Source organism: Pseudomonas sp. NPDC077186 (genome assembly GCF_044543505.1).
GTDB lineage: Bacteria > Pseudomonadota > Gammaproteobacteria > Pseudomonadales > Pseudomonadaceae > Aquipseudomonas.
On record NZ_JBITWE010000003.1, the window covers coordinates 113,111 to 137,294 of the forward strand.

The 24,184-nt window shown below is 68.7% G+C and carries 24 protein-coding genes; 12 read left to right on the plus strand and 12 right to left on the minus strand.

What is annotated here, in order from left to right:
- Window positions 1-158: 158 nt before the first annotated feature.
- Window positions 159-530 carry a DUF423 domain-containing protein gene (locus ACIGKL_RS12455; RefSeq protein WP_397486952.1) on the minus strand — a complete coding sequence of 124 codons (372 nt, stop codon included), beginning with the start codon at window positions 528-530 and terminating at the stop codon, window positions 159-161.
- Window positions 531-806: 276 nt separating this feature from the next.
- On the opposite strand from ACIGKL_RS12455, the gene mtgA reads away from it, so the two are divergent.
- On the plus strand, window positions 807-1,535 hold the full coding sequence (mtgA, locus tag ACIGKL_RS12460; RefSeq protein ID WP_397486953.1) for a monofunctional biosynthetic peptidoglycan transglycosylase: 729 nt from the start codon (window positions 807-809) through the stop codon (window positions 1,533-1,535).
- A gap of 184 nt (window positions 1,536-1,719) precedes the next feature.
- On the opposite strand, the gene ACIGKL_RS12465 is transcribed toward mtgA, so the two are convergent.
- From ACIGKL_RS12465 to ftsY, 5 genes are all read right to left on the minus strand, one after another.
- A complete protein-coding gene (locus ACIGKL_RS12465) occupies window positions 1,720-2,331 on the minus strand; it encodes a hypothetical protein (protein WP_397486955.1) in 612 nt (203 codons plus the stop codon).
- 61 nt (window positions 2,332-2,392) lie between these two features.
- Window positions 2,393-3,247 carry an RNA polymerase sigma factor RpoH gene (gene rpoH / locus ACIGKL_RS12470; protein ID WP_397486956.1) on the minus strand — a complete coding sequence of 285 codons (855 nt, stop codon included), beginning with the start codon at window positions 3,245-3,247 and terminating at the stop codon, window positions 2,393-2,395.
- A gap of 111 nt (window positions 3,248-3,358) precedes the next feature.
- On the minus strand, window positions 3,359-4,378 hold the full coding sequence (ftsX, locus tag ACIGKL_RS12475; protein ID WP_397486957.1) for a permease-like cell division protein FtsX: 1,020 nt from the start codon (window positions 4,376-4,378) through the stop codon (window positions 3,359-3,361).
- On the minus strand, window positions 4,378-5,046 hold the full coding sequence (gene ftsE, locus ACIGKL_RS12480) for a cell division ATP-binding protein FtsE (protein ID WP_397486958.1): 669 nt from the start codon (window positions 5,044-5,046) through the stop codon (window positions 4,378-4,380). Before ftsE ends, ftsX begins: the two co-directional genes overlap by 1 nt.
- Window positions 5,043-6,494: a signal recognition particle-docking protein FtsY gene (gene ftsY / locus ACIGKL_RS12485; protein WP_397486959.1), complete on the minus strand. Its 1,452-nt coding sequence runs from the start codon at window positions 6,492-6,494 to the stop codon at window positions 5,043-5,045. Before ftsY ends, ftsE begins: the two co-directional genes overlap by 4 nt.
- A gap of 142 nt (window positions 6,495-6,636) precedes the next feature.
- Between ftsY and ACIGKL_RS12490 the strand changes: the two genes are divergently transcribed.
- The 4 genes from ACIGKL_RS12490 (at window position 6,637) to ACIGKL_RS12505 (ending at window position 11,348) form a co-directional block, all read left to right on the plus strand.
- Window positions 6,637-8,010, plus strand: a complete 1,374-nt coding sequence (locus tag ACIGKL_RS12490) for a M16 family metallopeptidase (RefSeq protein WP_397486960.1) — start codon at window positions 6,637-6,639, stop codon at window positions 8,008-8,010.
- Window positions 8,000-9,472 (plus strand): M16 family metallopeptidase, encoded by a 1,473-nt coding sequence (locus ACIGKL_RS12495; protein ID WP_397486961.1) that lies wholly within the window; start codon window positions 8,000-8,002, stop codon window positions 9,470-9,472. Before ACIGKL_RS12490 ends, ACIGKL_RS12495 begins: the two co-directional genes overlap by 11 nt.
- On the plus strand, window positions 9,472-10,086 hold the full coding sequence (rsmD, locus tag ACIGKL_RS12500) for a 16S rRNA (guanine(966)-N(2))-methyltransferase RsmD (RefSeq protein ID WP_397486962.1): 615 nt from the start codon (window positions 9,472-9,474) through the stop codon (window positions 10,084-10,086). Before ACIGKL_RS12495 ends, rsmD begins: the two co-directional genes overlap by 1 nt.
- A gap of 275 nt (window positions 10,087-10,361) precedes the next feature.
- Window positions 10,362-11,348, plus strand: a complete 987-nt coding sequence (locus tag ACIGKL_RS12505) for a hydrolase (protein WP_397486963.1) — start codon at window positions 10,362-10,364, stop codon at window positions 11,346-11,348.
- 153 nt (window positions 11,349-11,501) lie between these two features.
- Here ACIGKL_RS12505 and ACIGKL_RS12510 read toward each other — a convergent pair whose 3' ends face one another.
- Complete coding sequence (locus tag ACIGKL_RS12510; RefSeq protein WP_397486964.1) at window positions 11,502-12,161, minus strand: TetR/AcrR family transcriptional regulator; 660 nt, start codon at window positions 12,159-12,161, stop codon at window positions 11,502-11,504.
- 224 nt (window positions 12,162-12,385) lie between these two features.
- On the opposite strand from ACIGKL_RS12510, the gene ACIGKL_RS12515 reads away from it, so the two are divergent.
- The 7 genes from ACIGKL_RS12515 (at window position 12,386) to ggt (ending at window position 19,237) form a co-directional block, all read left to right on the plus strand.
- Window positions 12,386-13,816, plus strand: coding sequence for a coniferyl aldehyde dehydrogenase (locus tag ACIGKL_RS12515; protein WP_397486965.1), 1,431 nt, complete (start codon window positions 12,386-12,388; stop codon window positions 13,814-13,816).
- A 30-nt stretch (window positions 13,817-13,846) separates the two neighbouring features.
- Window positions 13,847-14,392 carry a twin-arginine translocation pathway signal protein gene (locus ACIGKL_RS12520; RefSeq protein ID WP_397486966.1) on the plus strand — a complete coding sequence of 182 codons (546 nt, stop codon included), beginning with the start codon at window positions 13,847-13,849 and terminating at the stop codon, window positions 14,390-14,392.
- A 125-nt stretch (window positions 14,393-14,517) separates the two neighbouring features.
- Window positions 14,518-16,110, plus strand: a complete 1,593-nt coding sequence (locus tag ACIGKL_RS12525; protein ID WP_397486967.1) for a GMC family oxidoreductase N-terminal domain-containing protein — start codon at window positions 14,518-14,520, stop codon at window positions 16,108-16,110.
- A 1-nt stretch (window position 16,111) separates the two neighbouring features.
- Window positions 16,112-16,483, plus strand: a complete 372-nt coding sequence (locus ACIGKL_RS12530; RefSeq protein WP_397486968.1) for a phosphopantetheine adenylyltransferase — start codon at window positions 16,112-16,114, stop codon at window positions 16,481-16,483.
- A gap of 75 nt (window positions 16,484-16,558) precedes the next feature.
- On the plus strand, window positions 16,559-17,041 hold the full coding sequence (coaD, locus tag ACIGKL_RS12535; RefSeq protein ID WP_397486969.1) for a pantetheine-phosphate adenylyltransferase: 483 nt from the start codon (window positions 16,559-16,561) through the stop codon (window positions 17,039-17,041).
- A 188-nt stretch (window positions 17,042-17,229) separates the two neighbouring features.
- The gene (locus ACIGKL_RS12540; RefSeq protein WP_004373873.1) at window positions 17,230-17,481 is read left to right on the plus strand and encodes a YfhL family 4Fe-4S dicluster ferredoxin; all 252 of its coding nucleotides are present in this window, start codon (window positions 17,230-17,232) and stop codon (window positions 17,479-17,481) included.
- A gap of 97 nt (window positions 17,482-17,578) precedes the next feature.
- Window positions 17,579-19,237 carry a gamma-glutamyltransferase gene (ggt, locus tag ACIGKL_RS12545; protein ID WP_397486970.1) on the plus strand — a complete coding sequence of 553 codons (1,659 nt, stop codon included), beginning with the start codon at window positions 17,579-17,581 and terminating at the stop codon, window positions 19,235-19,237.
- Window positions 19,238-19,330: 93 nt separating this feature from the next.
- On the opposite strand, the gene ACIGKL_RS12550 is transcribed toward ggt, so the two are convergent.
- From ACIGKL_RS12550 to ACIGKL_RS12570, 5 genes are all read right to left on the minus strand, one after another.
- Window positions 19,331-21,166 (minus strand): Na/Pi cotransporter family protein, encoded by a 1,836-nt coding sequence (locus tag ACIGKL_RS12550; RefSeq protein ID WP_397486971.1) that lies wholly within the window; start codon window positions 21,164-21,166, stop codon window positions 19,331-19,333.
- A 74-nt stretch (window positions 21,167-21,240) separates the two neighbouring features.
- The gene (locus ACIGKL_RS12555) at window positions 21,241-21,579 is read right to left on the minus strand and encodes a multidrug transporter (RefSeq protein ID WP_397486972.1); all 339 of its coding nucleotides are present in this window, start codon (window positions 21,577-21,579) and stop codon (window positions 21,241-21,243) included.
- Window positions 21,580-21,655: 76 nt separating this feature from the next.
- Window positions 21,656-22,234, minus strand: coding sequence for a lysophospholipid acyltransferase family protein (locus ACIGKL_RS12560; RefSeq protein ID WP_397486973.1), 579 nt, complete (start codon window positions 22,232-22,234; stop codon window positions 21,656-21,658).
- Between the two features lie 49 nt (window positions 22,235-22,283).
- A complete protein-coding gene (gene mutM, locus ACIGKL_RS12565) occupies window positions 22,284-23,096 on the minus strand; it encodes a bifunctional DNA-formamidopyrimidine glycosylase/DNA-(apurinic or apyrimidinic site) lyase (protein WP_397486974.1) in 813 nt (270 codons plus the stop codon).
- Between the two features lie 233 nt (window positions 23,097-23,329).
- A complete protein-coding gene (locus tag ACIGKL_RS12570) occupies window positions 23,330-24,142 on the minus strand; it encodes an HDOD domain-containing protein (RefSeq protein ID WP_397487465.1) in 813 nt (270 codons plus the stop codon).
- Window positions 24,143-24,184: the final 42 nt, after the last annotated feature.

Sequence of the window (24,184 nt, forward strand, 5' to 3'; positions counted from 1 at the left end):
TAGGAAGAGGGCCGGCATTCTAGCCCGATAGCCAGCCGCGACCAAGGCTAAAAGGCGCCATTCGTCCTCAAATCTGACGCCCGGGTCAGGTCTGTCGTAGGGTGCGCCGTGCGCACCGCTGGACATAGCAGCGACTCAACGGGGACGCACCACAGCCCCTACGCCAGCTTCCAAGCCGCCAGCCCCAGGCACAGCCAGCCGAGCAGAAAGGCGAGGCCGCCGAAGGGGGTGACGATGCCGAGCTTGCCGATGCCGCTGAGGGTCAGCAGATAGAGGCTGCCGGAGAACAGCAGGATACCCAGGGCGAAGGCGCCGCCGGCCAGGTTGACCAGGCGCCCCGGTGCCTGCAGCGCCAGCAGGCCGACGCCGAACAGGGCCAGGGCATGGATCAGCTGGTAGTGGCTGCCGGTCTGGAACACCGCCAGGTACTCGGGCGTCAGCCGGTTCTTCAAGCCATGGGCGGCGAAAGCGCCGAGGGCGACGCCGGTAAAGCCGGCGAAGGCCGATAGCAACAACCAGAGACGAGCCATGGAGCCTCCAGGCATGAGGGGCGATGCCGCGCAGTGTAACCCCTGGCGCCACGGGACAAATGCGCGGCGTTGTCACAGGCAGCGATGCTGCAGGAGCGAGGGGGCGCCTGGCCTTTAGTCGCGATTTCGCCGGGAGTTTTCGCGGATAAATCCGCTCCTACAGACACCACGCGCCCTTTGTGCCTAGCCTCCAGCGCTACCGACAAGGACGCCCAAAAACTTCTCCCGCAGGTTTTTTGTTTTAATGCCCCTCCCAGCCGCCATCGCCAGCCACTCATGCTCCGCACCCTGACCCGCCGCCTGCTGAAACTCGTGCTCTGGCTGATGCTGGCCAGCGCGCTGCTGGTGCTCGCCCTGCGCTGGCTGCCGCCGCCCGGCACGGCGCTGATGCTCGAGCGCAAGATCGAGTCCTGGGACCGCGGCCAAGCGCTGGAGCTCAAGCGCCAGTGGCGGCCCTGGAAGCAGCTGCCGGATCACCTGAAGATGGCGGTGATCGCCGCCGAAGACCAGAAATTCGCCGAACACTGGGGCTTCGACCTCGGCGCCATCCAGGCCGCGCTGGCGCACAACCAGGGCGGCGGCTCGCTGCGCGGCGCCAGCACCCTCAGCCAGCAGGTGGCCAAGAACCTGTTTCTCTGGTCCGGCCGCAGCTGGCTGCGCAAGGGCCTGGAGGCCTGGTTCACCGCGCTGATCGAGCTGCTCTGGTCGAAGGAGCGCATCCTCGAGGTCTACCTCAACAGCGTCGAATGGGGCGACGGTATCTTCGGCGCCGAGGCGGCCGCGCAGCATCACTTCGGCGTCGGCGCGCCCTACCTCAATCGCCAGCAGGCCAGCCAGCTGGCGGCGGTGCTGCCCAACCCGCTGCGCTGGAGCGCCGGCCGCCCGGATCGCTATGTCGCCCGCCGCGCCGCCTGGATTCGCCAGCAGATGACGCAGCTGGGCGGCGGGCACTACCTCAATCGGCTCAAGCCGGTCAGGCCGCATTGGTGGCCGAACTGGCTGTAGCTCTTCAAACGCTCACGATCGATGTAGGGTGCGCCGTGCGCACCTGAGGTGACGCTGGACTATCGGTGCGCGCGGCGCACCCTACGGGCCACCGCCCCACCGGAGCGCCACGCTTAGGGTGCGCCGTACGCACCGGGGTGTCGCCGCTTTGCCGGTGCGCACTGCCTAGGCGCCCCGTGGCGCTCTACGGGCGCGGCGCGAACGCGCGCTTGGGCACGGCATGCAGCAGTTCGACCTCATCACCCTGCAGATGCACCGTCAGCCCCCATTGTGGATAGACCCAGGCCTGTCCCGCGGCTAGTTCCAGACTCAGCCGCGGCTGACCCAGCGTCGCCGCCACGCGCTCGGCGGCCAGAGCAGCCGGCGGTTTGAGACTCACCGCGCGTACGGCAAAACCCGCCATCTGCTCGGCCAGCGCCGCACCCAGCAGTTGCTCGGCATCGCCGGCGCGCAGGCCCTGGGCGGCAAGCAGGCTGTCGCGCTGGGCCTCGCTGAGCGCCAGCTCCGTCTCCAGCACCCAGCCGCCCTCCTCGCCATCCAGCTCGGCGCGATAGAGCACACGGGCGCCATCCAGACGCAGCTGCAGCCAAAGCTCGCCAGGCGCCAGCGCCTGCACCTCGCGCAGCGCCAGGCGCTCTTCCGCCAGCGGCTGCAGCAGGGCGTCGCGCCACCCCGGCAGATCGGCCAGCGGCGTCACCTCGCCGCTGCGCATCAGCCAGGCGCCCCAGGCGAAGAACAGCGCGGCGACGAGGCCGAACAGCAGCCAGTGCTGCGCTTTCAGGGGCGCTCTGTTCACAGGTATTTTCTCCAGGCAGAAAAAAGCCGCACCCGGGTGCGGCTTGATTCGCGTGCATGACTCAAGCGGCGATGGAGCCCTTGAGCTTGTTCATCGCGTTCTTCTCCAGCTGACGGATACGCTCGGCGGAGACGTTGTACTTGGCGGCCAGGTCGTGCAGGGTCGCCTTCTCCTCGGCCAGCCAGCGCTGATAGAGGATGTCGCGGCTGCGCTCGTCGAGGCTTTCCAGCGCTTCGTGCAGGTTGCTGCTGGAACTGTCGCTCCAGTCGGCGTCCTCGAGCTGGCGGGCCGGGTCGTAGCGGTGGTCTTCCAGGTAATGCGCCGGCGACTGGAAGGCGCTGTCGTCGTCGGCGTCGGCCGCCGGGTCGAAGGCCATGTCCTGGCCGGTCAGGCGGCTTTCCATCTCGCGCACTTCGTGCGGCTCGACCCCCAGGCTCTCGGCCACGGCGGTGACTTCGTCGTTGTTCAGCCAGGCCAGGCGCTTCTTCTGGCTGCGCAGGTTGAAGAACAGCTTGCGCTGCGCCTTGGTGGTGGCGACCTTGACGATGCGCCAGTTCTTCAGGATGAACTCGTGGATCTCGGCGCGGATCCAGTGCACGGCGAAGGACACCAGGCGCACGCCCATCTCCGGGTTGAAGCGCTTGACCGCCTTCATCAGGCCGACGTTGCCTTCCTGGATCAGGTCGGCCTGGGCCAGGCCGTAGCCGGCGTAGCTGCGGGCGATATGCACGACGAACCGCAGGTGGGCCAGCACCATCTGCCGGGCGGCCTCGAGATCCTGCTGGTAGTAAAGACTCTCGGCCAGCTCGCGCTCCTGCTCCGGCGTCAGCAGCGGGATGCTGTTGACCGCATGCACGTAAGCCTCCAGGTTGGCGCCTGGAACCAGAGCATGAACAGGTTGCAAGGAAGTGGACATTCGAATCCTCCGATTCACGAAACTCGCGCAGTGTAGCACTGCGCCATCTGACGCGGAGCCTGTGGATAAGTTCCGTTACAGATAGTCGATATCAATGAAAACAATGGCTTATCACCGCGGCGCCAATTCGTTGAGATGACGCGCCACGGCCAGCCAGGCGCCAATATAGCCCAAGAGTAAGGCGCCGAGCAGCAGGGATAGACCATCGGACGGGGGCACCCCGCCGAGGGCAAAATCGCTGCCGTACAAGCCGGCCAACCGTACCACCGCATCGTTCAGCCAATCCAGGCCGAAAGCCAGCAGCAGCCAGGCGAATACGCCGGCGCCGCTGCCGTACAGCGCACCCATATAAAGGAAGGGCCGGCGCACGTAGCCGTCGGTGCCGCCGACCAGCTTGATCACCTCGATCTCGGCGCGGCGGTTCTCGATATGCAGGCGGATGGTGTTGCCGATCACCAACAGCAGGGCGAGGATCAGCAGCAGGCTGAGGCCGAAGACGAAACGGTCGCCGAGCTTGAGGATGGCCGTCAGGCGCTCGACCCAGACCAGGTCGAGCTGCGCCTGCTGCACCCGCGGCAACTCGGCCAGGCGCAGGCGCAGGGCCTCCAGCTTGGCCTTGTCGACCTCCACCGGGGTCACCAGGATCACTCCCGGCAGCGGGTTCTGCGGCAGCTCCTTGAGCGCCTCGCCCAGCCCGGAGAGCTGCTGGAACTCCTCCAGCGCCTGCTCGCGGCTGATCCACTCGACCTCGGCGACGTCATCCAGCGCCGCGATCTGCTCGCGCAGGGCCTGGCCCTCGCGCTCGCCGGCCTCCAGTTCGAGGAACAGGGAAATCTGCGCCGCACGCTGCCAGGAGCCGCCGAGCTTCTCGACGTTGTCCAGCAGCAGCGCCAGGCCCATGGGCAGGCTCAGCGCCACGGCCATCACCAGGCAGGTGAAGAAGCTGCCGATGGGCTGGCGGGCCAGGCGGCGCAGGCTGTCGACCAGACTGGCGCGGTGGCTTTCCAGCCAGGCATGCAGCAGGGTGCGAAAATCCGGGCCGTCTTCCGGCAGCTGGTCGCTGACCTTGTTGCGTGGCGCCGCGCCGACCCGTTCGGCCGGCTGCGGTGGCGGCATCTTCGACGCGCTCATCAGGCGGCCTCCCCGTCGCCGATCAGGCGACCGCGTTGCAGGGTGAGCATGCGGTGGCGCATGCGCGCGATCAGCGCCAGGTCGTGGCTGGCGATCAATACGGTGGTGCCCAGGCGGTTGATATCCTCGAACACCCCCATGATCTCCGCGGCCAGGCGCGGGTCGAGGTTGCCGGTGGGTTCGTCCGCCAGCAGCAGGGCCGGGCGGTGGACGATGGCGCGGGCGATGCCGACGCGCTGTTGCTGGCCGGTGGACAGATCGCCGGGCGCCTGCGCGGCCTTGTCGCTGAGGCTGACCCGCTCCAGCGCGGCGCCGACCCGTTTGGCGATCTCCGGCTTGGCCAGGCCGAGGATCTGCAGCGGCAGGGCGACGTTGTCGTACACGCTGCGGTCGAACAGCAGCTGGTGGTTCTGGAACACCACGCCGATCTGCCGACGCAGGAAGGGAATCTGCGCATTGGTGATGGTGGAGAGGTCATGCCCGGCCAGCATCAGCTTGCCGCTGGTGGGCCGCTCCATCGCCAGCAGCAGGCGCAGCAAGGTGCTCTTGCCGGCGCCGGAGTGACCGGTGACGAAGAGGAATTCGCCGGGGCGAACGCGAAAACTCAGCTCGTGCAGCCCGACATGGCCATTGGCATAACGCTTGGCGACCTGCTCGAATCGGATCATCCCTGTTCGCGCTCCTCGAAAAGTGCCTGGACGAACGCCTGCGCCTGGAACGGCCGCAGGTCGTCGATACCCTCGCCGACGCCGATATAGCGGATCGGCAGGCCGAACTGCTTGGCCAGGGCGAAGATCACCCCGCCCTTGGCGGTGCCGTCCAGCTTGGTCAGCGCCAGGCCGGTGAGGCTCACCGTCTGGTCGAACTGCTTGGCCTGGTTGATGGCGTTCTGCCCGGTGCCGGCGTCGAGCACCAGCAGCACCTCGTGCGGCGCCGTGTCGTCCAGCTTGCCGATCACCCGACGGACCTTCTTCAGCTCTTCCATCAGGTTGTCCTTGGTGTGCAGGCGCCCGGCGGTGTCGGCGATCAGCACGTCGATGCCGCGCGACTTGGCGGCCTGCACCGCGTCGAAGATCACCGAGGCCGAGTCGGCGCCGGTGTGCTGGGCGATCACCGCGATGTTGTTACGCTCGCCCCAGACCTGCAGCTGCTCCACGGCGGCGGCGCGGAAGGTGTCGCCGGCGGCGAGCATGACCTTCTTGCCTTCCAGCTGCAGCTTCTTGGCCAGCTTGCCGATGGTGGTGGTCTTGCCCACACCGTTCACCCCGACCACCAGGATCACGTAGGGCTGCTTGGCGACGTCGATCGCCAGCGGCTGCTCGACCGGCTTGAGCAGGCCGACCAGCTCCTCCTGCAGCGCCTTGTACAGCGCGCCGCTGTCGGCCAACTCCTTGCGCGCGACACGCTTGGTCAGGTTGCCGATGATCGCGGTGGTGGCCTCGACGCCGACGTCGGCGGTGAGCAGGCGAGTCTCCAGCTCGTCGAGCAGCTCGTCGTCGATGGCCTTCTTGCCGAGGAACAGGCTGGCCATACCCTCGCCGAGGCTGGCGCTGGTCTTGCTCAGGCCCTGCTTGAGGCGAGCGAAGAAACTGGGTTTGTCCTGGGTCGCCGGCAGCGGCGCGGCGACCGCTGGCTCGCTGGGCGCAGCAACGGGTACGGCCACCGGCTCAGGGGCGACGGGCGCCTCGGCAGCCGGCGGCACGGGGGCATTGTCGCCGCCGAGCAGGCGCGAGAAGAAGCCGGGCTTGTCGTCGGCGCGCGGCGCAGAGGCTGCGCCGGCGGCCGCTTCGTCGATGGCGGCGGGCTGCGTAGGAAGGCTGGGCGCAATTTCGACAGGCACCGGTTCGGCCGGCGCTTGCGGCTGCGCTTCGGCGACCGGCAGCGGCGCGGGCTCGGCCGCCGGCTGGGCGGGGGCCTGCGGCTCGATGGCGAGCGACTCGATGCTCGGCGCCGGCACCGCATCTGGCGCGTTCGAGGGCGCTTCGGCGGCGGGCGCGGCGGGCTCGGCCGGCTTCTTGCGCAGCCAGCCGAACAGGGATTTCTTTTCTTCGGTCACAGGCGGGGTCTGCGCGCCGGCCGCGGCCGGCGACTTCTTGTCGTCATTGGAACCAAACATGGGTCGCTTGCATCTCAAGGGGGCGGTCGCTTACAGCCTGATACGCCCGGCTGCGCCGCCCCGGAAAAGGATGGGGTATCCTAGCACCTCTTCGCCCGCCGGCGGTACGACCGCCCAGGCCATCCGACAGGTCAGACTCTCGATGAATGCCATTGCCCGCCGCTCTCTCGGCCTGCTGTTCGGCGCCCTCTGCGTGCCCCTGACGGCGCTGGCCGCCGCCGCCCAACCGACCCACGAATTCAGCCTGGACAACGGCCTCAAGGTCATAGTCCGCGAGGATCACCGCGCCCCGGTGGTGGTCAGTCAGCTCTGGTACAAGGTCGGCTCCAGCTACGAGACCGCCGGCTCCACCGGCCTGTCCCACGCCCTCGAGCACATGATGTTCAAGGGCAGCCGCAAGCTCGGCCCCGGCGAAGCCTCACGCATCCTGCGCGAACTGGGCGCCGAGGAGAACGCCTTCACCAGCGACGACTACACCGCCTACTACCAGGTGCTGGCGCGCGACCGCCTGGGCGTCGCCCTGGAGCTGGAGGCCGACCGACTGGCCAGCCTGCAGCTGCCGGCCGCGGAGTTCGAAAAGGAGATCGAGGTGATCAAGGAGGAGCGCCGCCTGCGCACCGACGACCGTCCCTCCTCGCTGGCCTTCGAGCGCTTCAAGGCCATGGCCTATCCGGCCAGCGGCTACAGCATCCCCACCATCGGCTGGATGGCCGACCTCGAGCGCATGCAGATCGACGAGCTGCGCGCCTGGTATCGGCAGTGGTACGCGCCGAACAACGCCACCCTGGTGGTGGTCGGCGACGTCAGCGCCGCCGAGGTGAAGATTCTCGCCGAACGCTATTTCGGCACCATCGAACGCCGCGAGGTGCCCAGCGCCAAGCTGCCGCTGGAACTGCCGGCCGCCGGCGAGCGGCGCACCACGCTGTATCTGAAGACCCAGCTGCCGAGCCTGCTGATGGGCTTCAACGTGCCGGGCCTGGCCACCGCCGAAACGCCACGCCAGGCCCATGCCCTGCGCCTGGCCGCGGCCCTGCTCGACGGCGGCTACAGCGCACGGCTGTCCAGCCGCCTGGAGCGCGGCGAGGAGCTGGTCTCCGGCGCCAGCGCCTGGTACAACGCCTTCGCCCGCGGCGACAGCCTGTTCGTCCTCAGCGCCACGCCCAATGTGCAGAAACAGCGCAGCCTGGCCGAGGCCGAGGCCGGCCTGTGGCGCGAGCTGGAAGAGCTGAAGAGCAATCCGCCGTCCGCCGCGGAGCTGGCCCGGGTGCGCGCCCAGGTGATCGCCGGGCTGGTCTACGAGCGCGACTCCATCACCAGCCAGGCCACCAGCATCGGCCAGCTGGAAACCGTCGGCCTGTCCTGGCAGCTGATCGACCAGGAGCTGGCCGAGCTGGAAGCCGTCACCCCCGAGGATATCCAGCAGGCCGCCCGCACCTTCTTCGTCCGCGACCGCCTGAGCGTCGCCCATGTATTGCCCGAGGACGCTCGCCATGAGGAGTCTCGCCATGAAGACTGAGCACCTGCGCAGCGCCCTGCTCGGCCTGGCCCTGAGCAGCGCCCTGGCCCTGAGCGGCTGCGGCCCGCAACCCGATGAAGCCAAGGCGACGACCAGCGCCGCCGAGCCGGCCAAGCTGGAGTCGCTCGCCGGGCTGAACGGCCAGGCGCCGACCCGGCGCAGCCTGGACATCCAGACCTGGCACACCGAACAGGGCGCCAAGGTGCTGTTCGTGGAGGCCCGCGAGCTGCCGATGTTCGACCTGCGCCTGACCTTCGCCGCCGGCAGCAGCCAGGACGACGGCGTACCCGGCCTGGCCATGCTGACCAACGCCATGCTCAACGAGGGCGTGCCGGGCAAGGACGTCGGCGCCATCGCCGCCGGCTTCGAGGGCCTCGGCGCCGAGTTCGGCAACGGCGCCTACCGCGACATGGCGGTGGCCAGCCTGCGCAGCCTGAGCGCCGCCGAGCAGCGCGAGCCGGCGCTGGCGCTGTTCGCCGAGGTGCTCGGCCAGCCGACCTTCCCCGCCGACGCCCTGGCGCGGATCAAGAACCAGCTGCTGGCCGGCTTCGAGTTCCAGAAGCAGAACCCCGGCAAGCTGGCCAGCCTGGAGCTGTTCCAGCGCCTGTACGGCGAACACCCCTACGCCCACCCGAGCGACGGCAACGCCGAGTCCATCCCGGCGATCGAGCGCGAGCAGCTCGCCGCCTTCCACGCCCGCGCCTATGCCGCCGGCAACGCGGTGATCGCCCTGGTCGGCGACCTGTCGCGCGAGCAGGCCGAGGCCATCGCCGCGCAGGTCTCCGCCGCCCTGCCGCAGGGCCCGGCGCTGCCGCGCATCGCCCAGCCGCAGGAGCCGGCGCCCGGCCCCAGCCATATCGAGTTCCCCTCCAACCAGACCCACCTGATGATCGCCCAGCTCGGCATCGACCGCCGCGATCCGGACTACGCCGCGCTCTACCTGGGCAACCAGATCTTCGGCGGCGGCGGCTTCGGCACCCGCCTGATGAGCGAGGTGCGCGAGAAGCGCGGGCTGACCTACGGCGTCTACTCCGGCTTCAGCGCCATGCAGGCGCGCGGCCCGTTCATGATCAACCTGCAGACCCGCGCCGAGCTGAGCCAAGGCACCCTCGCGCTGGTCAAGCAGTTGCTCGCCGACTACCTGCAGAGCGGCCCGACCCAGGACGAGCTGGACAACGCCAAGCGCGAGCTGGCCGGCAGCTTCCCGCTGTCGACCGCGAGCAACGCCGATATCGTCGGCCAGCTGGCCAGCATGGGCTTCTACGACCTGCCGCTGAGCTATCTGGACGACTTTATGCGCGACGTGCAGGCGCTGAGCGTCGAACAGGTGAAAGCGGCCATGGCCAAGCACCTCGACCCCGAGGCGCTGTTGGTGGTGACGGCCGGCCCGACCGTGACCCAGCAGGAACTGCCGCCGCCCAGCGACAAGCCGGCCGAGCTGCCCAGCGCGGTGCCGCACTGATGCGCGGCCGCACTCCGCCCAAGCCGGCCGCCAAGCCCCACGGCGGCCAGGGCCAGCTGCGCATCATCGGCGGCCAGTGGCGCTCGCGGCGCTTCGCCTTCCCCGACGGCCCGGGCCTGCGCCCGACGCCGGACCGGGTGCGCGAGACCCTGTTCAACTGGCTGGCGCCCCATGTCGAGGGCGCTCATGTGCTCGACCCCTTCGCCGGCAGCGGCGCCCTGCTGCTCGAGGCGCTGTCGCGCGGCGCCGCCAGCGGCCTGGCCTGCGACCTCAACCCGGCCTCGGTGGCGGCGTTGCGCGGCCATCTGGCGACGCTGCAGTGCACGGATGGCGAGATCCAGCAGGGCGACGCCCTGCAGCTGCTGACCCGCCCGGCGCCGCGGCGTTTCGATATCGTCCTGCTCGACCCGCCGTTCCACCAGGACCTGCTGCAGAATGCCTGCAAGCTGCTGGAAAGCCAGGGCTGGCTGGCCGACGCCGCCTGGGTCTACACCGAAAGCGAAACGGCGCCCTCGACCCTCGGCCTGCCCGGCAACTGGCGCCTGCACCGCGAGAAGCACACCGGCCAGGTGCATTACGCGCTATGGCAGCGTGCGGGATCGCCATCGGCCTGACCAACCAGCGCATCGCCGCCCTACTGGTAATGGCCTGGTGCACCTGGCGCATACTGCGCACGCGTCGGCGGTGAAACCTGTAGGTTGGGTTGAGTCGCGCAGCGACGAAGCCCAACGTCGGCAACCCACGCCCCCCTGTTGGGCTTCGCTGCGCTCAGCCCAACCTACGGCCCTGAAGACGCCGGCATTGCCGCGAGTTCGGAGCGGCGGGCACAATTCGGAAACGTCGCTCCGGATCACATTAGCGGCCAGATTTCAGCTTGCAGACACGCTCCATGCCCACAACCTTCCAACCAGCCTGGTGGCTCCCCGGCCCGCATCTGCAGACGCTGTGGAACCCGCTGTGCCGCAAGCCGCCACACCTGGAGCGCCGGCGCGAGCGGTTGTGGCTGGACGACGGCGATTTTCTCGACCTCGACTGGCACGGCCCGCACGAGGCCCGCACGCCGCTGGTGCTGGTGCTGCACGGGCTGACCGGCAGTTCCAGCTCGCTCTACGTGCTGGGTCTGCAGCAGGCGCTGGCCGCGCGCGGCTGGGCCAGCGTGGCGCTGAACTGGCGCGGCTGCTCCGGCGAGCCCAACCTGCTGCCGCGCGGCTACCATTCCGGCGCCAGCGAGGACCTGGCCGCCGCCGTGGCCCATCTGCGCGCGCAGCGGCCGATGGCGCCGCTCTATGCGGTGGGCTATTCGCTGGGCGGCAACGTGCTGCTCAAGTACCTCGGCGAGAGCGGCGCGCAAAGCCAGGTGCAGGGCGCGGTGGCGGTGTCGGTGCCGTTTCGCCTGGATCAGTGCGCCGACCGCATCGGCCTGGGCTTTTCGCGGGTGTACCAGGCGCACTTCATGCGCGAGATGGTCGCCTACGTCAGCAACAAGCAGCGCCTGTTCGCCGCCCAGGGCCAGGGCGAACGCCTGTCGGTGCTGGAACGCCTCGGCCCGCTGCACGGCATGCGCACCTTCTGGGACTTCGACGGCCGCGTCACCGCCCCGCTGCACGGCTACGCCGACGCCCAGGACTACTACCGGCGCGCCTCCAGCCGTTTCTACCTCGGCGCCATCCGCACGCGCACGCTGATCATCCAGGCCGAGGACGATCCCTTCATCTTCCGCCACAGCCTGCCGGAGGCCGGCGAACTGGCGCCCGGCACCGAGTTCGAACTACATACCAAGGGCGGCCATGTCGGCTTCGTCGACGGCAGCCCGCGCCGGCCCGGGTACTACCTGGAACGGCGGATTCCCGAGTGGTTGGCAGCACTGGGCGCCTGACCTGCCGTAGCCCGGATTGCATCCGGACTACAACGATCGCTGCAGATTGTGGGAAGCGCTGTAGCGGCGAAAAGCTCGCGGCTAAAGCCCCTCCCACAGAGGCCGTGCGCGCGCCCCGGGAAACCGAGGTAGCGCAGATCGGCGCCGAGCCGATCACCCCAACACCTGCTCCAGCGGCACGTGCAGACGGCCGTACAGCGCTTCGACCGCCTCGCGCGCGGCGGGGGCGATATAGCCGCCTTCCAGCGCCAGCACCTGATAGATGCCGCGGCGCAGCATGTCCTGGCTGAGGTTGTCCGGGCTGGCGCCTGCGGTGCAGAGAAAGCGCACCCAGGAGGTCATGATGATCCAGCTGTTGAGGGTCAGCGCCTCGATCTGCGCCGGGCTCATCAGCAGGATGTCGGCCTCGACGAAGCCCTGGTAGATCGACTGCGCCCCCACCAGGCAGCGGCGGGCGAAGGCGCGGTAGCGCGCGGCCAGCTCGGCGTCGGCATCCAGCAGGTGTTCGAGGTCGCGGTGCAGGAAGCGGTAGTGCCACATCGCCGCCAGCAGCGCCTCCAGATAGTAGGTCTTGTCCTCCACCGTCAGCGCGCGCCCCTCGGGCCGGCGCAGGAAGCCGTCGACCTGCGCCTCGTACTGGGCGAACAGCTCGGCGATGATCGCCTGCTTGTTACGGAAGTGGTAGTACAGGTTGCCCGGCGAAATGCCCAGGTGCGCGGCGATATGGTTGGTGGTGACGCTGCGTTCGCCCTGGCTGTTGAACAGCTCCAGGCTGGCTTGAACGATGCGCTCGCGGGTCTTGGGTGGCGCCATGGCGCGGCTCGGTCTCAAAGTGGGAAAGCGGCAAAGGTACAGGCAGAAGCGGTGGAAGTGTTACCCCGCCAGCAGGCGATAAACACCGGCTGACCTTTGGTTAGGCTGCGGCAACGCGCATGGCGCGGCATGCTATTTGACACATTAGAGCAATTGCTCTAAAAATCCAGCACACCCACGCGCCGCGTCGCGCATCGCCCAGCTGGACCGTCGAGGAGAACCCCATGGTCGCCGACATCGCCTACCTGCAGCACAGCCAACAGCAGATCAACCAGCTGGACGCCACCTTCGCCCTGCAGCGCGCGGCCTTCGCCGCCAACCCCATGCCGCCTGCCGAACAGCGCATGCAGTGGCTGAAATCCCTGCGCGAGTTGCTGACCGAGCAGCAGGACGCGCTGGTGGCGGCGATCTCCGCAGACTTCAGCAACCGTTCCGCCGACGAAACCCTGCTCGCCGAGCTGATGCCCAGCCTGCATGGCATCCACTACGCGAGCAAACGCATCAGGAAATGGATGAAGCCGTCGCGGCGCAGCGTCGGCCTGCAGTTCATGCCCGCCGCGGCCCAGGTCGTCTACCAGCCGCTGGGTGTGGTCGGCGTCATCGTGCCGTGGAACTACCCGCTGTTTCTCGCCATCGGCCCGCTGACCGGCGCGCTGGCCGCCGGCAACCGGGTGATGATCAAGATGAGCGAGTCCACCCCGGCCACCTCGCAGCTGCTCAAGGACCTGCTGGCGCGGATCTTCCCCGAGGACCTGGTCAGCGTCGCCCTGGGCGAGGCGGAAGTCGGCATGGCCTTCTCCAAGCTGCCGTTCGACCACCTGTTGTTCACCGGCGCCACCAGCATCGGTAAACATGTAATGCGCGCGGCCGCGGAGAACCTCACCCCGGTGACCCTGGAGCTGGGCGGCAAGTCGCCTGCCATCGTCAGCGCCGACGTGCCGCTGGCGGACGCCGCCGAGCGTATCGCCTTCGGCAAGACCCTCAACGCCGGGCAGACCTGCGTGGCACCGGACTATGTGCTGGTGCCGAGGGATCGGGTGGAGGGCTTTGTCAGCGCCTACCGCGAGACGGTGCAGCGCTTCTACCCGGCGCTCAAGGACAACCCGGACTACACCGCGATCATCAACGAGCGCCAGCTGGCCCGCCTCAACGGCTACCTGCAGGACGCCCAGGCCAAGGGCGCGCGCATCGTCCCGCTGTACCCCGAGGCCCAGGGCCGGCGCCTGCCGCAGAGCCTGGTGCTGGACGTCAACGACGAGATGAAGCTGATGCAGGACGAGATCTTCGGCCCGCTGCTGCCGGTGGTGCCCTACGACCGCCTGGAAGACGCCTTCGCCTACGTCAACGCGCGCCCGCGGCCGCTGGCGCTGTACTACTTCGGCTACGACAGGCGCGAGCAGCAGCGCGTGCTGCACGAGACCCACTCCGGCGGCGTGTGCCTGAACGACACGTTGCTGCACGTGGCCCAGGACGACATGCCGTTCGGCGGCATCGGCCCGTCCGGCATGGGCCACTACCACGGCCACGAGGGCTTCCTGACCTTCAGCAAGGCCAAGGGCGTATTTATCAAGCAGCGCTTCAACGCCGCGCGGCTGATCTACCCACCCTACGGCAAGGCGATCCAGAAGCTGGTCTACAAGCTGTTCGTACGCTGATCCCTCGCCTACTTCCTGGTGACAACAACAATGAACGACACCACCCTAAACGCGCCGCAGCTGTCGCGGCGCGGCCTGCTCAAGGTCGGCCTGCTGGGCACCGCGCTGCTCGGCACCGCCGGGCTGACCGCCAGCCTGAGCGGCTGCTCGGCCAGCACGCCGGCCAGCGGCTACCTGATCCTGCGCAGCAGCGACATGCCCTTTCTACGCGCGCTGATCCCGGTGATGCTCGACGGTGCCGTGACCGCACAGCAGATGCCGCAGGCCATCGACGGCACGCTGAAGAGCCTCGACAACAGCCTGGCGCACCTGTCGCCGGAGATGCTCAAACTGACGGTGCAGCTGTTCGACGTGCTGGCCCTGCCCGTCACCCGCGGCCCGCTGACCGGGGTCTGGGGCAGCTGGGACAACGCCAGCGCCGACGACGTGCGCAACTTCCTCGCGCGCTGGCAGAACAGCAGCCTGAGCCTGCTGCGCATGGGCCATGCCTCGCTGCTGCAGCTGGTGATGATGGCCTGGTACAGCCGCCAGGAGGCCTGGGCCCATTGCGGTTATCCGGGGCCGCCTAAAGTCTGACGGTCGCTCAGTAGGGTGCGCCATGCGCACCGCGGCCTCATCCCCACTTCACGGTGCGCGCGGCGCACCCTACGCAACCGCGGCCAGTCAGGGCCGTCTGCTCTCTGACCACAAGAGAACGTGAAATGCCCGTACCCGATCTGTTCAAGCAAGGCCTGGCCCGCGGCTGGAAGACATACGACGGCTCGCGCCTGGAGGCCGACCTGACCCTGGAAGCCGATGTCGCCATAGTCGGCAGCGGCGCCGGCGGCGGCACCAGCGCGGAAATCCTCAGCGCCGCCGGCTACAGGGTGCTGCTGATCGAGGAAGGCCCGCTGAAGACCAGCGACGACTTCAGGATGCAGGAGGCCGAGGCCTACCCGTCGTTGTACCAGGAAGGCATCGGCCGCATGAGCAAGGACGGCGCCATCACCATCCTCCAGGGCCGCGCCGTCGGCGGCACGACCCTGGTCAACTGGACCAGCAGCTTCCGTACCCCGGCGCAGACCCTGGCGCACTGGGCCGAGGTGCACGGCGTCGAGGGGCATGACGCCGAGTCCATGGCGCCCTGGTTCGAGCAGATGGAACGGCGCCTGGGCGTCGCCCCCTGGGCGGTGCCGCCGAACGCCAACAACGAGGTGATCCGCGCCGGCTGCGACAAGCTCGGCTACCACTGGGCGGCGATCCCGCGCAACGTGCGCGGCTGCTGGAACCTCGGCTACTGCGGCATGGGCTGCCCGACCAACGCCAAGCAGTCGATGCTGGTCACCACCATCCCCGCCACCCTCGACGCCGGCGGCGAGCTGCTCTATCTGGCGCGCGCCGACAAGCTGCTGATCGAAGGCGATAAGGTGATCGGCCTCGACTGCCTGGGCATGGACCCGCGCTGCGTGACGCCCAACGGCAAGCGCATCCGGGTCAAGGCGCGGCACTACGTGCTGGCCGGCGGCGGCATCAACACCCCCGGCATCCTGCTGCGTTCCAACGCGCCCGATCCGCACCAGCGCGTGGGCCGGCGCACCTACCTGCATCTGGTGAATTTCTCCGCCGCGCAGTTCGAGCAGGTGATCAACCCCTTCTATGGCGCGCCGCAGTCGCTCTACTCCGACCACTTCCAATGGGACGACGGCACCGCCGGACGCCTCTCCTACAAGCTGGAGGTACCGCCGCTGCAACCGGCGCTGACCGCCACATTGCTCGGCGGTTTCGGCCGCGACAACGCCCTGCGCATGGAGCAGCTGCCGCACACCAACGTCATGCTCGCCCTGCTGCGCGACGGCTTCCACCCCGAGAGCGCCGAAGGCCGGGTGGAGCTGCGCGGCGACGGCAGCCCGGTGCTCGACTACCGGATGACCGACTACACTTGGGACGGCGTGCGCCGTGCCTACCTGAGCATGGCCGAAATCCAGTTCGCCGCCGGTGCCAAGGCGGTGATGCCGACCCACGCCGATGCGAAGTTCGTCAGCTCCTGGCACGAGGCCAAGGCCATGATCGAGAACCTCGACCTGGCGCTGTACCGCACCCGCCTGGGCAGCGCCCATGTGATGGGCGGCTGCGCCATGGGCGAAGACCCGCAGCAGGCGGTGGTCGACAGCCTCGGCCGGCATCACCAGCTGGCCAACCTGTCGATCCACGACGGTTCGCTGTTCCCCACCAGCATCGGCGCCAACCCGCAGCTGTCGATCTACGGCCTGACCGCCAAGCTCGCCACGTTGCTGGGCGAACGCCTGAAGGCCTGAGATGAGCAAGCTGATCGCCGCTCTGCTGCTGGTGGCGGGCGTCATCCATCTGCTGCCGCTGATCGGCGTTGTGGGCGGCGAACGCCTCAACGCGCTGTACGGCATCGCCCTGGACGAGCCCAACCTGCAGATTCTCATGCGCCACCGCGCCGTGCTGTTCGGCCTGCTCGGCGCCCTACTGGTCGCCGCGGCGTTCGTCCCGACGCTACGCGGCGCGGCTCTGATCGGCGGCCTGGTCAGCGTCCTCGCCTTCCTCCTGCTGGCATGGAGCGCCCCCGTCTACAACGAGGCTTTGCGCCGCGTGGTGAGCGCCGACTGGATCGCCCTCGCCTGCCTGCTGCCCGCACTCGTCCTGCACCTGCGCAGCGGCTGAGCCGTCGTCGCGCTTGGCCCCGAGGGAAGCGCTGCGCTACCATCCGACTCCCTTTCGACCCGCCAGGACGTCCCGATGAATCGAGTGTTATACCCCGGCACCTTCGACCCCATCACCAAGGGCCATGGCGATCTGGTCGAGCGCGCCGCGCGCCTGTTCGATCACGTCATCATCGCCGTCGCCGCCAGCCCGAAGAAGAACCCGCTGTTCCCCCTGGAACAACGCGTCGAGCTGGCCCGCGAGGTCACCAAGCACCTGCCCAACGTCGAAGTGGTGGGCTTCTCCACCCTGCTCGCGCACTTCGCCAAGGAACAGGGCGCCAACGTGCTGCTGCGCGGCCTGCGCGCGGTGTCCGACTTCGAGTACGAATTCCAGCTGGCCAATATGAACCGCCAGCTGGCGCCGGACGTGGAAAGCCTGTTCCTCACCCCGTCGGAGAAATACTCCTTTATCTCCTCGACCCTGGTGCGCGAGATCGCCGCCCTCGGCGGCGACATCTCCAAGTTCGTCCATCCGGCCGTGGCCGCTGCGCTGAACGAGCGCTTTCGCCAGCGCTGACCAGCCCTGTGGGAGCGGCTTCAGCCGCGAATGACTCGGCCGCTCGCGGCTGAAGCCGCTCCCACAAAGGCCGCGCCCACAGACTCCGCCTTTCGCCCAGCACATGGCGCGCCACCGCCCAATCCGGCACAATTCGCCTACCGTTGTCCGATAGTGTCGCGGCGTCCCGCCTCGACAGGAGTTGTTCCATGTCCCTGATCATCACCGACGACTGCATCAACTGCGACGTCTGCGAACCCGAGTGCCCCAACGGCGCGATATCCCAGGGCGAGGAGATCTACGTGATCGACCCCAACCTGTGCACCGAATGCGTCGGCCACTACGACGAGCCGCAGTGCCAGCAGGTGTGCCCGGTGGACTGCATCCCACTCGACGAGAACAACGTCGAGAGCAAGGACGAGCTGATGCAGAAGTACCGGATCATCACCGGCAAGGCCTGACCGCCCACTGGGCGAACCGCCGCGCGAGCGGTTCGCCCGCACGACAAACCAAGGCTGCTAAGCTTCGCCCTTTCCCCAGCCGCCTTCGGTAGATCGCATGTTGCGCCCCCTCCTGCTCTCGACCCTGCTGCTCGCCGCCAGCCTGCTGGCCCAGGCCGCGCCGCAGCAGGCCGCCATCGCCACCGCCCACCCCGCCGCCACGGCCGCCGCGCAGCAGATGCTGGACGCCGGCGGCAACGCCTTCGATGCCGCGGTGGCGGCCAGCGCCGCCCTGGCGGTGGTCGAGCCCTATGGCTCGGGCCTCGGCGGCGGCGGCTTCTTCCTCCTGCGCACGGCCGGCGACAGGCCGAGCTACGACTTTCTCGACGCCCGCGAACGCGCGCCGCTGCAGGCCAAGGCCGATATGTACCAGCGCCAAGGCCAGGCGCAGCGCGAGCTGTCGCTCAACGGCGCCCTGGCCGCCGCCATCCCGGGGCTGCCGGCGGCACTGGTGGAGTTGGCCGAACGCCACGGCCGCCTGCCACTGAAAACCAGCCTGGCCCCGGCCATTGCCCTGGCCAACGAAGGCTTCGCCGTCGACCGCGTCTACCGCGAACGCGCCGCCTGGCGCCTGGCGGCGCTGCGCGACGATAGTGAAAGCGCGCGGCTGTTCCTCGACCGCGGCGAAGTGCCGGCCGAGGGCTATCGGCTGCGCCAACCGGAGCTGGCCGCCACCCTGCAGACGATCGCCGCCCAGGGCCACGCCGGGTTCTACTCCGGCCACCTGGCCGAGCGCCTGGTCGCCGGCGTGCGCAAGGCCGGCGGCATCTGGAGCCTGGACGATCTGAGGGAGTACCGCAGCGTGCGCCGCGCACCGCTGCGTTTCCCCCTGGAAGACGGTCGCGAGCTGATCAGCGCGCCGCCGCCCTCGGCCGGCGGCGTGGCCCTGGCGCAGAGCCTGGCGATTCTCGGTCAGCTGCCCTGGCGCGAGGCCGAGCCGCTGCAGCGCGTGCACTATGTGGTCGAGGCGCTACGCCGCGCCTACCGCGACCGCGGCCTGCTGGGCGATCCGGATTTCGTCGCCAACCCGCTGGAGCAACTGCTGTCGCCCGGCCACCTGGCGGTGCTGGCCGGCAGCATCGACCCCGAACGCGCCACCCCCAGCGCCAGCCTGCCGCCGGCCGGCACCTGGCACGAAGGCGACCACACCACCCACTTCGCCGTGCTCGACGCCGAGGGCAATGCGGTGGCCGCCACCCTGTCGATCAACCTGCCGTTCGGCGCCGCCTTCACCGTGCCCGGTACCGGCGTGCTGCTCAACGACGAGATGGACGACTTCGCCGCCGATATCCAGGGCGCCAACGCCTACGGCCTGGCCGGCAGCCAGGCCAACGCCATCGCCGCCGGCAAGCGGCCGCTGTCGTCCATGAGCCCGAGCTTTATCGAGAGCGACGCGGCCTTCGCCGCCTTCGGCACGCCGGGCGGCAGCCGCATCCCCAGCATGGTGCTGCTGGCCATGCTCGAGTACCTGGACGGCCAGCCCATCGCGCGCTGGCCGGCGGTGGCGCGCTACCACCACCAGTTCCTGCCGGATGTGATCGAGCACGAACCGGATACCTTCAGCGCCGCGCAGATCGCCGCGCTGCAGGCCCGCGGCCACCAGCTCAAGGCACTGGAGCGGCAGTACGGCAACCAGCAGGTGCTGCTGTGGGACAAGGTCAGCGGCGAGGTGCAGGCCGCGAGCGATCCTCGCGGGATTGGAACGGCGATCCCTTGATGCACACCGACCGAATGTGGCCGTAGCCCGGATGAAATCCGGGGTGACGAGGTCCGAAGGTCCCGGATTTCATCCGGGCTACCGAGCATCATGTCAGGAGAGCCTGATCAGGCTCTCCTCCTCGTCCCCCAGCCGCCGCAATTCGCGGAACAACGCCTGCTCGTCGCCGAGCATCAGCACGTTGCGCAGGCTCTGGAAGATGCGGCTGACGTAGCCCAGGTCGTTCATCAGCGAGCTGGTCTGCAGGCCGTCCAGGCGACCGCTGCGCACCTCGGCGAACAGGCGCTGGCGAAACTTCGCGTCGAACTCCGCCGCCTGCTCGTCGAGCCAGCGCAGGCGCGCCTGCCAGGCCTCCTCGGGCAGCTCCGAGCGGGCCAGCTCGCGCACCTCGTGCAGGGTGACGAGCAGGTGGCGACGCAGTTCCACATAGGCCTCGCGCACCGCCGAGGGCGGCGCATCGAGGTAGTGGCCGAGGTTCTTCTGCAGGTGCTTGGCGTCCTTGACCGCGTCCACCAGTTGCAACGCGGCCAGCTGGCAGCTGACCCAGAAGCGCTGGTGCGCCTCGTCCATCGGCAGCTCCATGCGCCCCATAAAGCTCAGCAGGTCGCCGTACACCCCCTTGATATGGAACTGGTAGAGGTGCTCGGCATCGAAGCCGCCGCGCGCCGGCCCGGCCTGCAGCAACTGGTCGTCGACCCGGCTGCGCGCCAGCTGATCCACCGGCAGGTAGAGCGCGTGACAGATCACCTCCAGGCTCAGCCGGCCGAGGTGGCCGAGCTCCTGCACCACCGCGCCGGAGGCGGCGTCCACCGAATCCAGGGCGCGCTCGCTGAGGTAGCGGGCGCGGGTGCGCTCGGGCTCGGCGACCGGCTCGGCCGCCAGTTCGGTGATCAGCACCTGCGGCTCGGCCCGCTCCGGCAGCCAGCGGATCAGCCGCTGCGCCAGGCGTCCCTGCAGCGGCCAGAACAGCGCCACGCCCATGGCGTTGAACAGGGTGTGAAACATCGCCAGCTGGATCAGGCTGTTGTCGCCGAGGCCCAGGGGCTCGGCCAGGGCCTGCACCAGCCAGGTCAGCGGGCCGAGCAGACAAAAAGCGAGAATGCCAGTGGTGATATTGAACAGCACATGGGCCAGGGCCAGACGCTGACCGCTGCGGTTGCCGCCCAGCGAGCCGACGAAGGCGGTGGTGACGCTGCTGCCGATATTGGAGCCGATGGCGATCGCCAGGCTCTGGCCCAGCTCCAGCTGGCCGCCGGCCAGCGCCGCCAGGGTCAGCATCAGGGCGGCGTGGCTCGATTGCAGCACCACGGTGATCGCCAGGCCGATGGCGGTGAACAGCAGCGCGCCGCGCAGACCGCTGGCCTGATAGCCGCTCATGTCCAGGCCGTCGCCGAAGCTGGCGAAGCCGTCCTTGATCTGGTCGATGCCGATAAAGATGAAGGCGACGCCCAGCACGATGCGCCCGGCCGCCTTGCTCTTCGGCCCGGCGAAGCCGGCCAGCACGCCGAACACCAGCAGCGGCAAGGCGAAGGGGCTGAGGCTGAGGTTCTGCCCGGCCAGCGCCAGCAACCAGATGCCGCTGGTGGCGCCGAGGTTGGCGCCGAACAGGATGGCGATGCCGCCGGCCAGTTGGATCAGCCCGGTGCTGATAAAGGCGATGGTCAGCAGCGAGACCAGGGTGCTGGACTGCAGCAGCAGGGTGCCGCCGACGCCGAACAGCAGGCTCTTGAAGGGCGTCGCGGTGCTGCGCCCGAGGATCTGCTCCAGCTTGCTGCCGGCCAGCTGACGCAGCCCCTCCTCCAGGCACTGCATGCCGAAGAGGAACACCGCCAGCCCGGCGCACAGCTGCAGCCAGCCGCCGCTGAACCAGAACGAGGCCGCCAGCCCCAGCACCACCAGCAGCAGGGTCACCCCGCGCAGATAACGCATCGCCCGCCCTCCCTAACGCAAACGGCCCCTCGCCCCGTTAGGGAGCGAGAGGCCGCGATGGTACTGCCGAAGAATCAGTCGTGCTTGTAGCCGCTGCTGGTGCAGCCCAGGCAGCGCACGAAGGCTTCCTTGCCCGGCTCGACCACCAGCGCCTCGGCCGCCTCGCCGACGTTGCCGCCCAGGGCGGTGAACGGCAGGCTGACGACGAAGGCCACGGCGCCGATGGCGGTGGCGCCGATCAGCAGAGGACGGGCGATCACCAGGTCGCCGATCATGGAGAAGGCCTTGGGCGCCTCGACGGTATACAGGGGGTCGCCGCTGACGTTCTGCTGCACCACTTCCGCCTGCGCCGGCAGCGCCAGCAGGCCAGAGGTCAGCGCCAGGACAGCAGCGGTCGTGCGAAACGGTTTCATGGGGCGATCCTTCAGGTTATTCGGGAAAGTGCCAGTAACTATAACAGCGCATTGGCAATTGTCAGCGTGACGGGCGTCAATCGCCATGAAAGGCGTATTGCGGCTTTTTCGGCACGTAGGGGCGGAAAAACGCCAGCATTGCCGCCAGATCGGCCTGCTCGTCGCCGCTGGGCTGGAAGGTCGGGCCGATCACCACGCGGCGGTTCTGGTAGTCCAGCGCGCCCAGCACTATGGGCACGCCCGCGCCCAGGGCGATATGGTAGAAGCCCATCTTCCAGCGCTCGACCTTCTTGCGCGTGCCCTCGGGCGACAGCACCAGGATGAATTCGCGGTTGTCGCGAAACGCCTGCACCGCCTGCTCCACGGTATTGAGCTGGCGGTCGCGACGGATCGGGATGCCGCCCCAGGCGCGCATCAGGCCGCCGAACGGCCAGCGGAAGAGGCTGTGCTTGCCGAACCAGCGGGCGTTCAGGCGCAGGACGAACTTCAGCGCGATAAAGATCACGAAGTCCCAGTTGGAGGTGTGGTGGGCGCCGATGGCGACGAACTTGTCGAGCGCAGGCAACTGCCCCTCGATGCGCCAGCCCATGAGCTTCAGCACGCTGCGCCCCAGCCACTCGGCGGCCGGATTGCGCGGCAGGTAGTTAGCGGACATCGATCAACCTCGGTATTTCTTGTTGTTATTACACGCCGACGAGCAGCGCTCAGCGTTGGCACTTGGGACAGTAGACGCTGGCGCGCTGGCCCAGCTTGACCTCGCGCAGACTGCTGCCGCACAGCTTGCAGAACTCGCCGCCGCGACCGTAGACGAACAGCTCCTGCTGGAAATAGCCGGGCTGGCCATCGCCGCCGACGAAGTCGCGCAAGGTGGTGCCGCCACGCTCGATGGCGTGGGCGAGGATGCGCTTGATCGCCTCCGCCAGCTTCAGGTAGCGTGCCCGCGAGATCGAGCCGGCCGCGCGGCGCGGGTCGATGCCGGCGGCGAACAGCGCCTCGCTGGCGTAGATATTGCCGACCCCGACCACCACGGCGTTGTCCATGATGAACGGCTTGACCGCCATGCTGCGCCCGCGCGACAGCTGGAACAGGCGCTCGCCGTCGAACGCCGCGCCCAGCGGCTCCGGGCCGAGCTTGCTGAGCAGTTCGTGGTGCAGCGGGTCCTCGCACCACAGCAGGGCGCCGAAACGCCGCGGATCGGTGTAGCGCAGGGCCAGGCCCGATTCGAGCTCGATATCGACGTGTTCGTGCTTGGCCGCCGGCAGGCCGCACTCGACCAGGCGCAGGCTGCCGGACATGCCCAGGTGGCCGATCAGGCTGCCGCTTTCGGCCTTGATCAGCAGGTACTTGGCGCGCCGCTCGACGCATTCGATGCGCTGGCCGGACAGGCGCACGTCCAGATCCTCGGGGATAGGCCAACGCAAGCGGCGCTCGCGCACTATCACGCGGCTGACGCGCTGCCCCTCGAGATAGGGGGCGATACCGCGGCGGGTGGTTTCGACTTCGGGCAGTTCGGGCATGGCAGTACGGCTGGGAGAACGGCGGAGCGCCACCTTAGCAGGAGCGGCGCGTGCAACGGTAGGTATGCCACTGGGCCGGCGACAATTCAGGTGCGCACGGCGCACCCTACATCATCAGCCCGTCGAGCCTACCCGGCCGGCGATATGCCGGTACCGGTGGGGTGCGCTGCGCGCACCGGCTGTTGCAGGGCTATTGGCCCCGGTGCGCGCGGCGCACCCTACGGGCAACGGCGCTACAGCACCGCCAGGTCGCGAATGCTTTCGCGCAGGTTCTCGAAGTCGTAGGCGGACAGCCCCACGTACTCCAGGATCGGCTGCTCGATATGCCGCCACTCCAGGTCCTCCGGCTGGCCGCCGAGCACCCGGTGGCTCTCGCAGATGTGCTCGGCCATCTTGAGGATCGCCAGCAGGGTCTTCAGCGGCGCGTCGCGGCCGGTTTCGTCGGCGAAGATCGACAGCGCGTTGTGGTGGTTGGCGATCACCTCGCACAGCGCTTCGGGCAGGCGCCAGGAGCGTGCGGTGAAGTAGCCGACCACCGCATGGTTGGTGTTGAGCAGGCGGTTCTCGGTGTCGACCACGCGGCGCTCGTCGCTGGCGCTGGCGTAGGCCTCCTCCAGCACCGTCATGTAGCTGGGGAAGCGCTTGATCATCAGCGGGATGCCGCAGTTGTGGAACAGCCCGAGGGTGTAGGCCTCGTCCGGCGAGTGGTAACCGAGGCGCTTGGCCAGGGTCAGGCAGGTCATGGCCACGTCCTGGGCGGTGTCCCAGAACCGGTTGAGCACCAGGATCGCCTCGTCGGTCAGCTCGCCCTTGATCGACTGCGCGTTGATCAGGTTGATCACCGTGTGGCAGCCGAGCAGGTTGACCGCCTGCTGGATCGAGGCGATGCGGTTGGCCAGGCCGAAGTGCGGCGAGTTGACGATCTTCAACAGCGCGCCGGACAGCCCGGGGTCCTGGCTGATCAGCTTGGCGATGCTCTTCAGATCCGGGTTGGGCATGACCTGCTCCATCTGCAGGTCCACCATGATCTGCGGCTGCGGCGGCACGCTGATGCCCTGGAGGACTTGCTGGATCTGTTCGGCGGTGAG

Coding starts and splice junctions, on each gene's coding strand:
- ACIGKL_RS12455 (WP_397486952.1), bottom strand. CDS start 530: ATGGCTCGTCTCTGGTTGTTGCTATCGGCCTTCGCCGGCTTTACCGGC.
- mtgA (WP_397486953.1), top strand. CDS start 807: ATGCTCCGCACCCTGACCCGCCGCCTGCTGAAACTCGTGCTCTGGCTG.
- rpoH (WP_397486956.1), bottom strand. CDS start 3,247: ATGTCCACTTCCTTGCAACCTGTTCATGCTCTGGTTCCAGGCGCCAAC.
- ftsX (WP_397486957.1), bottom strand. CDS start 4,378: ATGAGCGCGTCGAAGATGCCGCCACCGCAGCCGGCCGAACGGGTCGGC.
- ftsE (WP_397486958.1), bottom strand. CDS start 5,046: ATGATCCGATTCGAGCAGGTCGCCAAGCGTTATGCCAATGGCCATGTC.
- ftsY (WP_397486959.1), bottom strand. CDS start 6,494: ATGTTTGGTTCCAATGACGACAAGAAGTCGCCGGCCGCGGCCGGCGCG.
- ACIGKL_RS12490 (WP_397486960.1), top strand. CDS start 6,637: ATGAATGCCATTGCCCGCCGCTCTCTCGGCCTGCTGTTCGGCGCCCTC.
- ACIGKL_RS12495 (WP_397486961.1), top strand. CDS start 8,000: ATGAAGACTGAGCACCTGCGCAGCGCCCTGCTCGGCCTGGCCCTGAGC.
- rsmD (WP_397486962.1), top strand. CDS start 9,472: ATGCGCGGCCGCACTCCGCCCAAGCCGGCCGCCAAGCCCCACGGCGGC.
- ACIGKL_RS12505 (WP_397486963.1), top strand. CDS start 10,362: ATGCCCACAACCTTCCAACCAGCCTGGTGGCTCCCCGGCCCGCATCTG.
- ACIGKL_RS12510 (WP_397486964.1), bottom strand. CDS start 12,161: ATGGCGCCACCCAAGACCCGCGAGCGCATCGTTCAAGCCAGCCTGGAG.
- ACIGKL_RS12515 (WP_397486965.1), top strand. CDS start 12,386: ATGGTCGCCGACATCGCCTACCTGCAGCACAGCCAACAGCAGATCAAC.
- ACIGKL_RS12520 (WP_397486966.1), top strand. CDS start 13,847: ATGAACGACACCACCCTAAACGCGCCGCAGCTGTCGCGGCGCGGCCTG.
- ACIGKL_RS12525 (WP_397486967.1), top strand. CDS start 14,518: ATGCCCGTACCCGATCTGTTCAAGCAAGGCCTGGCCCGCGGCTGGAAG.
- ACIGKL_RS12530 (WP_397486968.1), top strand. CDS start 16,112: ATGAGCAAGCTGATCGCCGCTCTGCTGCTGGTGGCGGGCGTCATCCAT.
- coaD (WP_397486969.1), top strand. CDS start 16,559: ATGAATCGAGTGTTATACCCCGGCACCTTCGACCCCATCACCAAGGGC.
- ACIGKL_RS12540 (WP_004373873.1), top strand. CDS start 17,230: ATGTCCCTGATCATCACCGACGACTGCATCAACTGCGACGTCTGCGAA.
- ggt (WP_397486970.1), top strand. CDS start 17,579: ATGTTGCGCCCCCTCCTGCTCTCGACCCTGCTGCTCGCCGCCAGCCTG.
- ACIGKL_RS12550 (WP_397486971.1), bottom strand. CDS start 21,166: ATGCGTTATCTGCGCGGGGTGACCCTGCTGCTGGTGGTGCTGGGGCTG.
- ACIGKL_RS12555 (WP_397486972.1), bottom strand. CDS start 21,579: ATGAAACCGTTTCGCACGACCGCTGCTGTCCTGGCGCTGACCTCTGGC.
- ACIGKL_RS12560 (WP_397486973.1), bottom strand. CDS start 22,234: ATGTCCGCTAACTACCTGCCGCGCAATCCGGCCGCCGAGTGGCTGGGG.
- mutM (WP_397486974.1), bottom strand. CDS start 23,096: ATGCCCGAACTGCCCGAAGTCGAAACCACCCGCCGCGGTATCGCCCCC.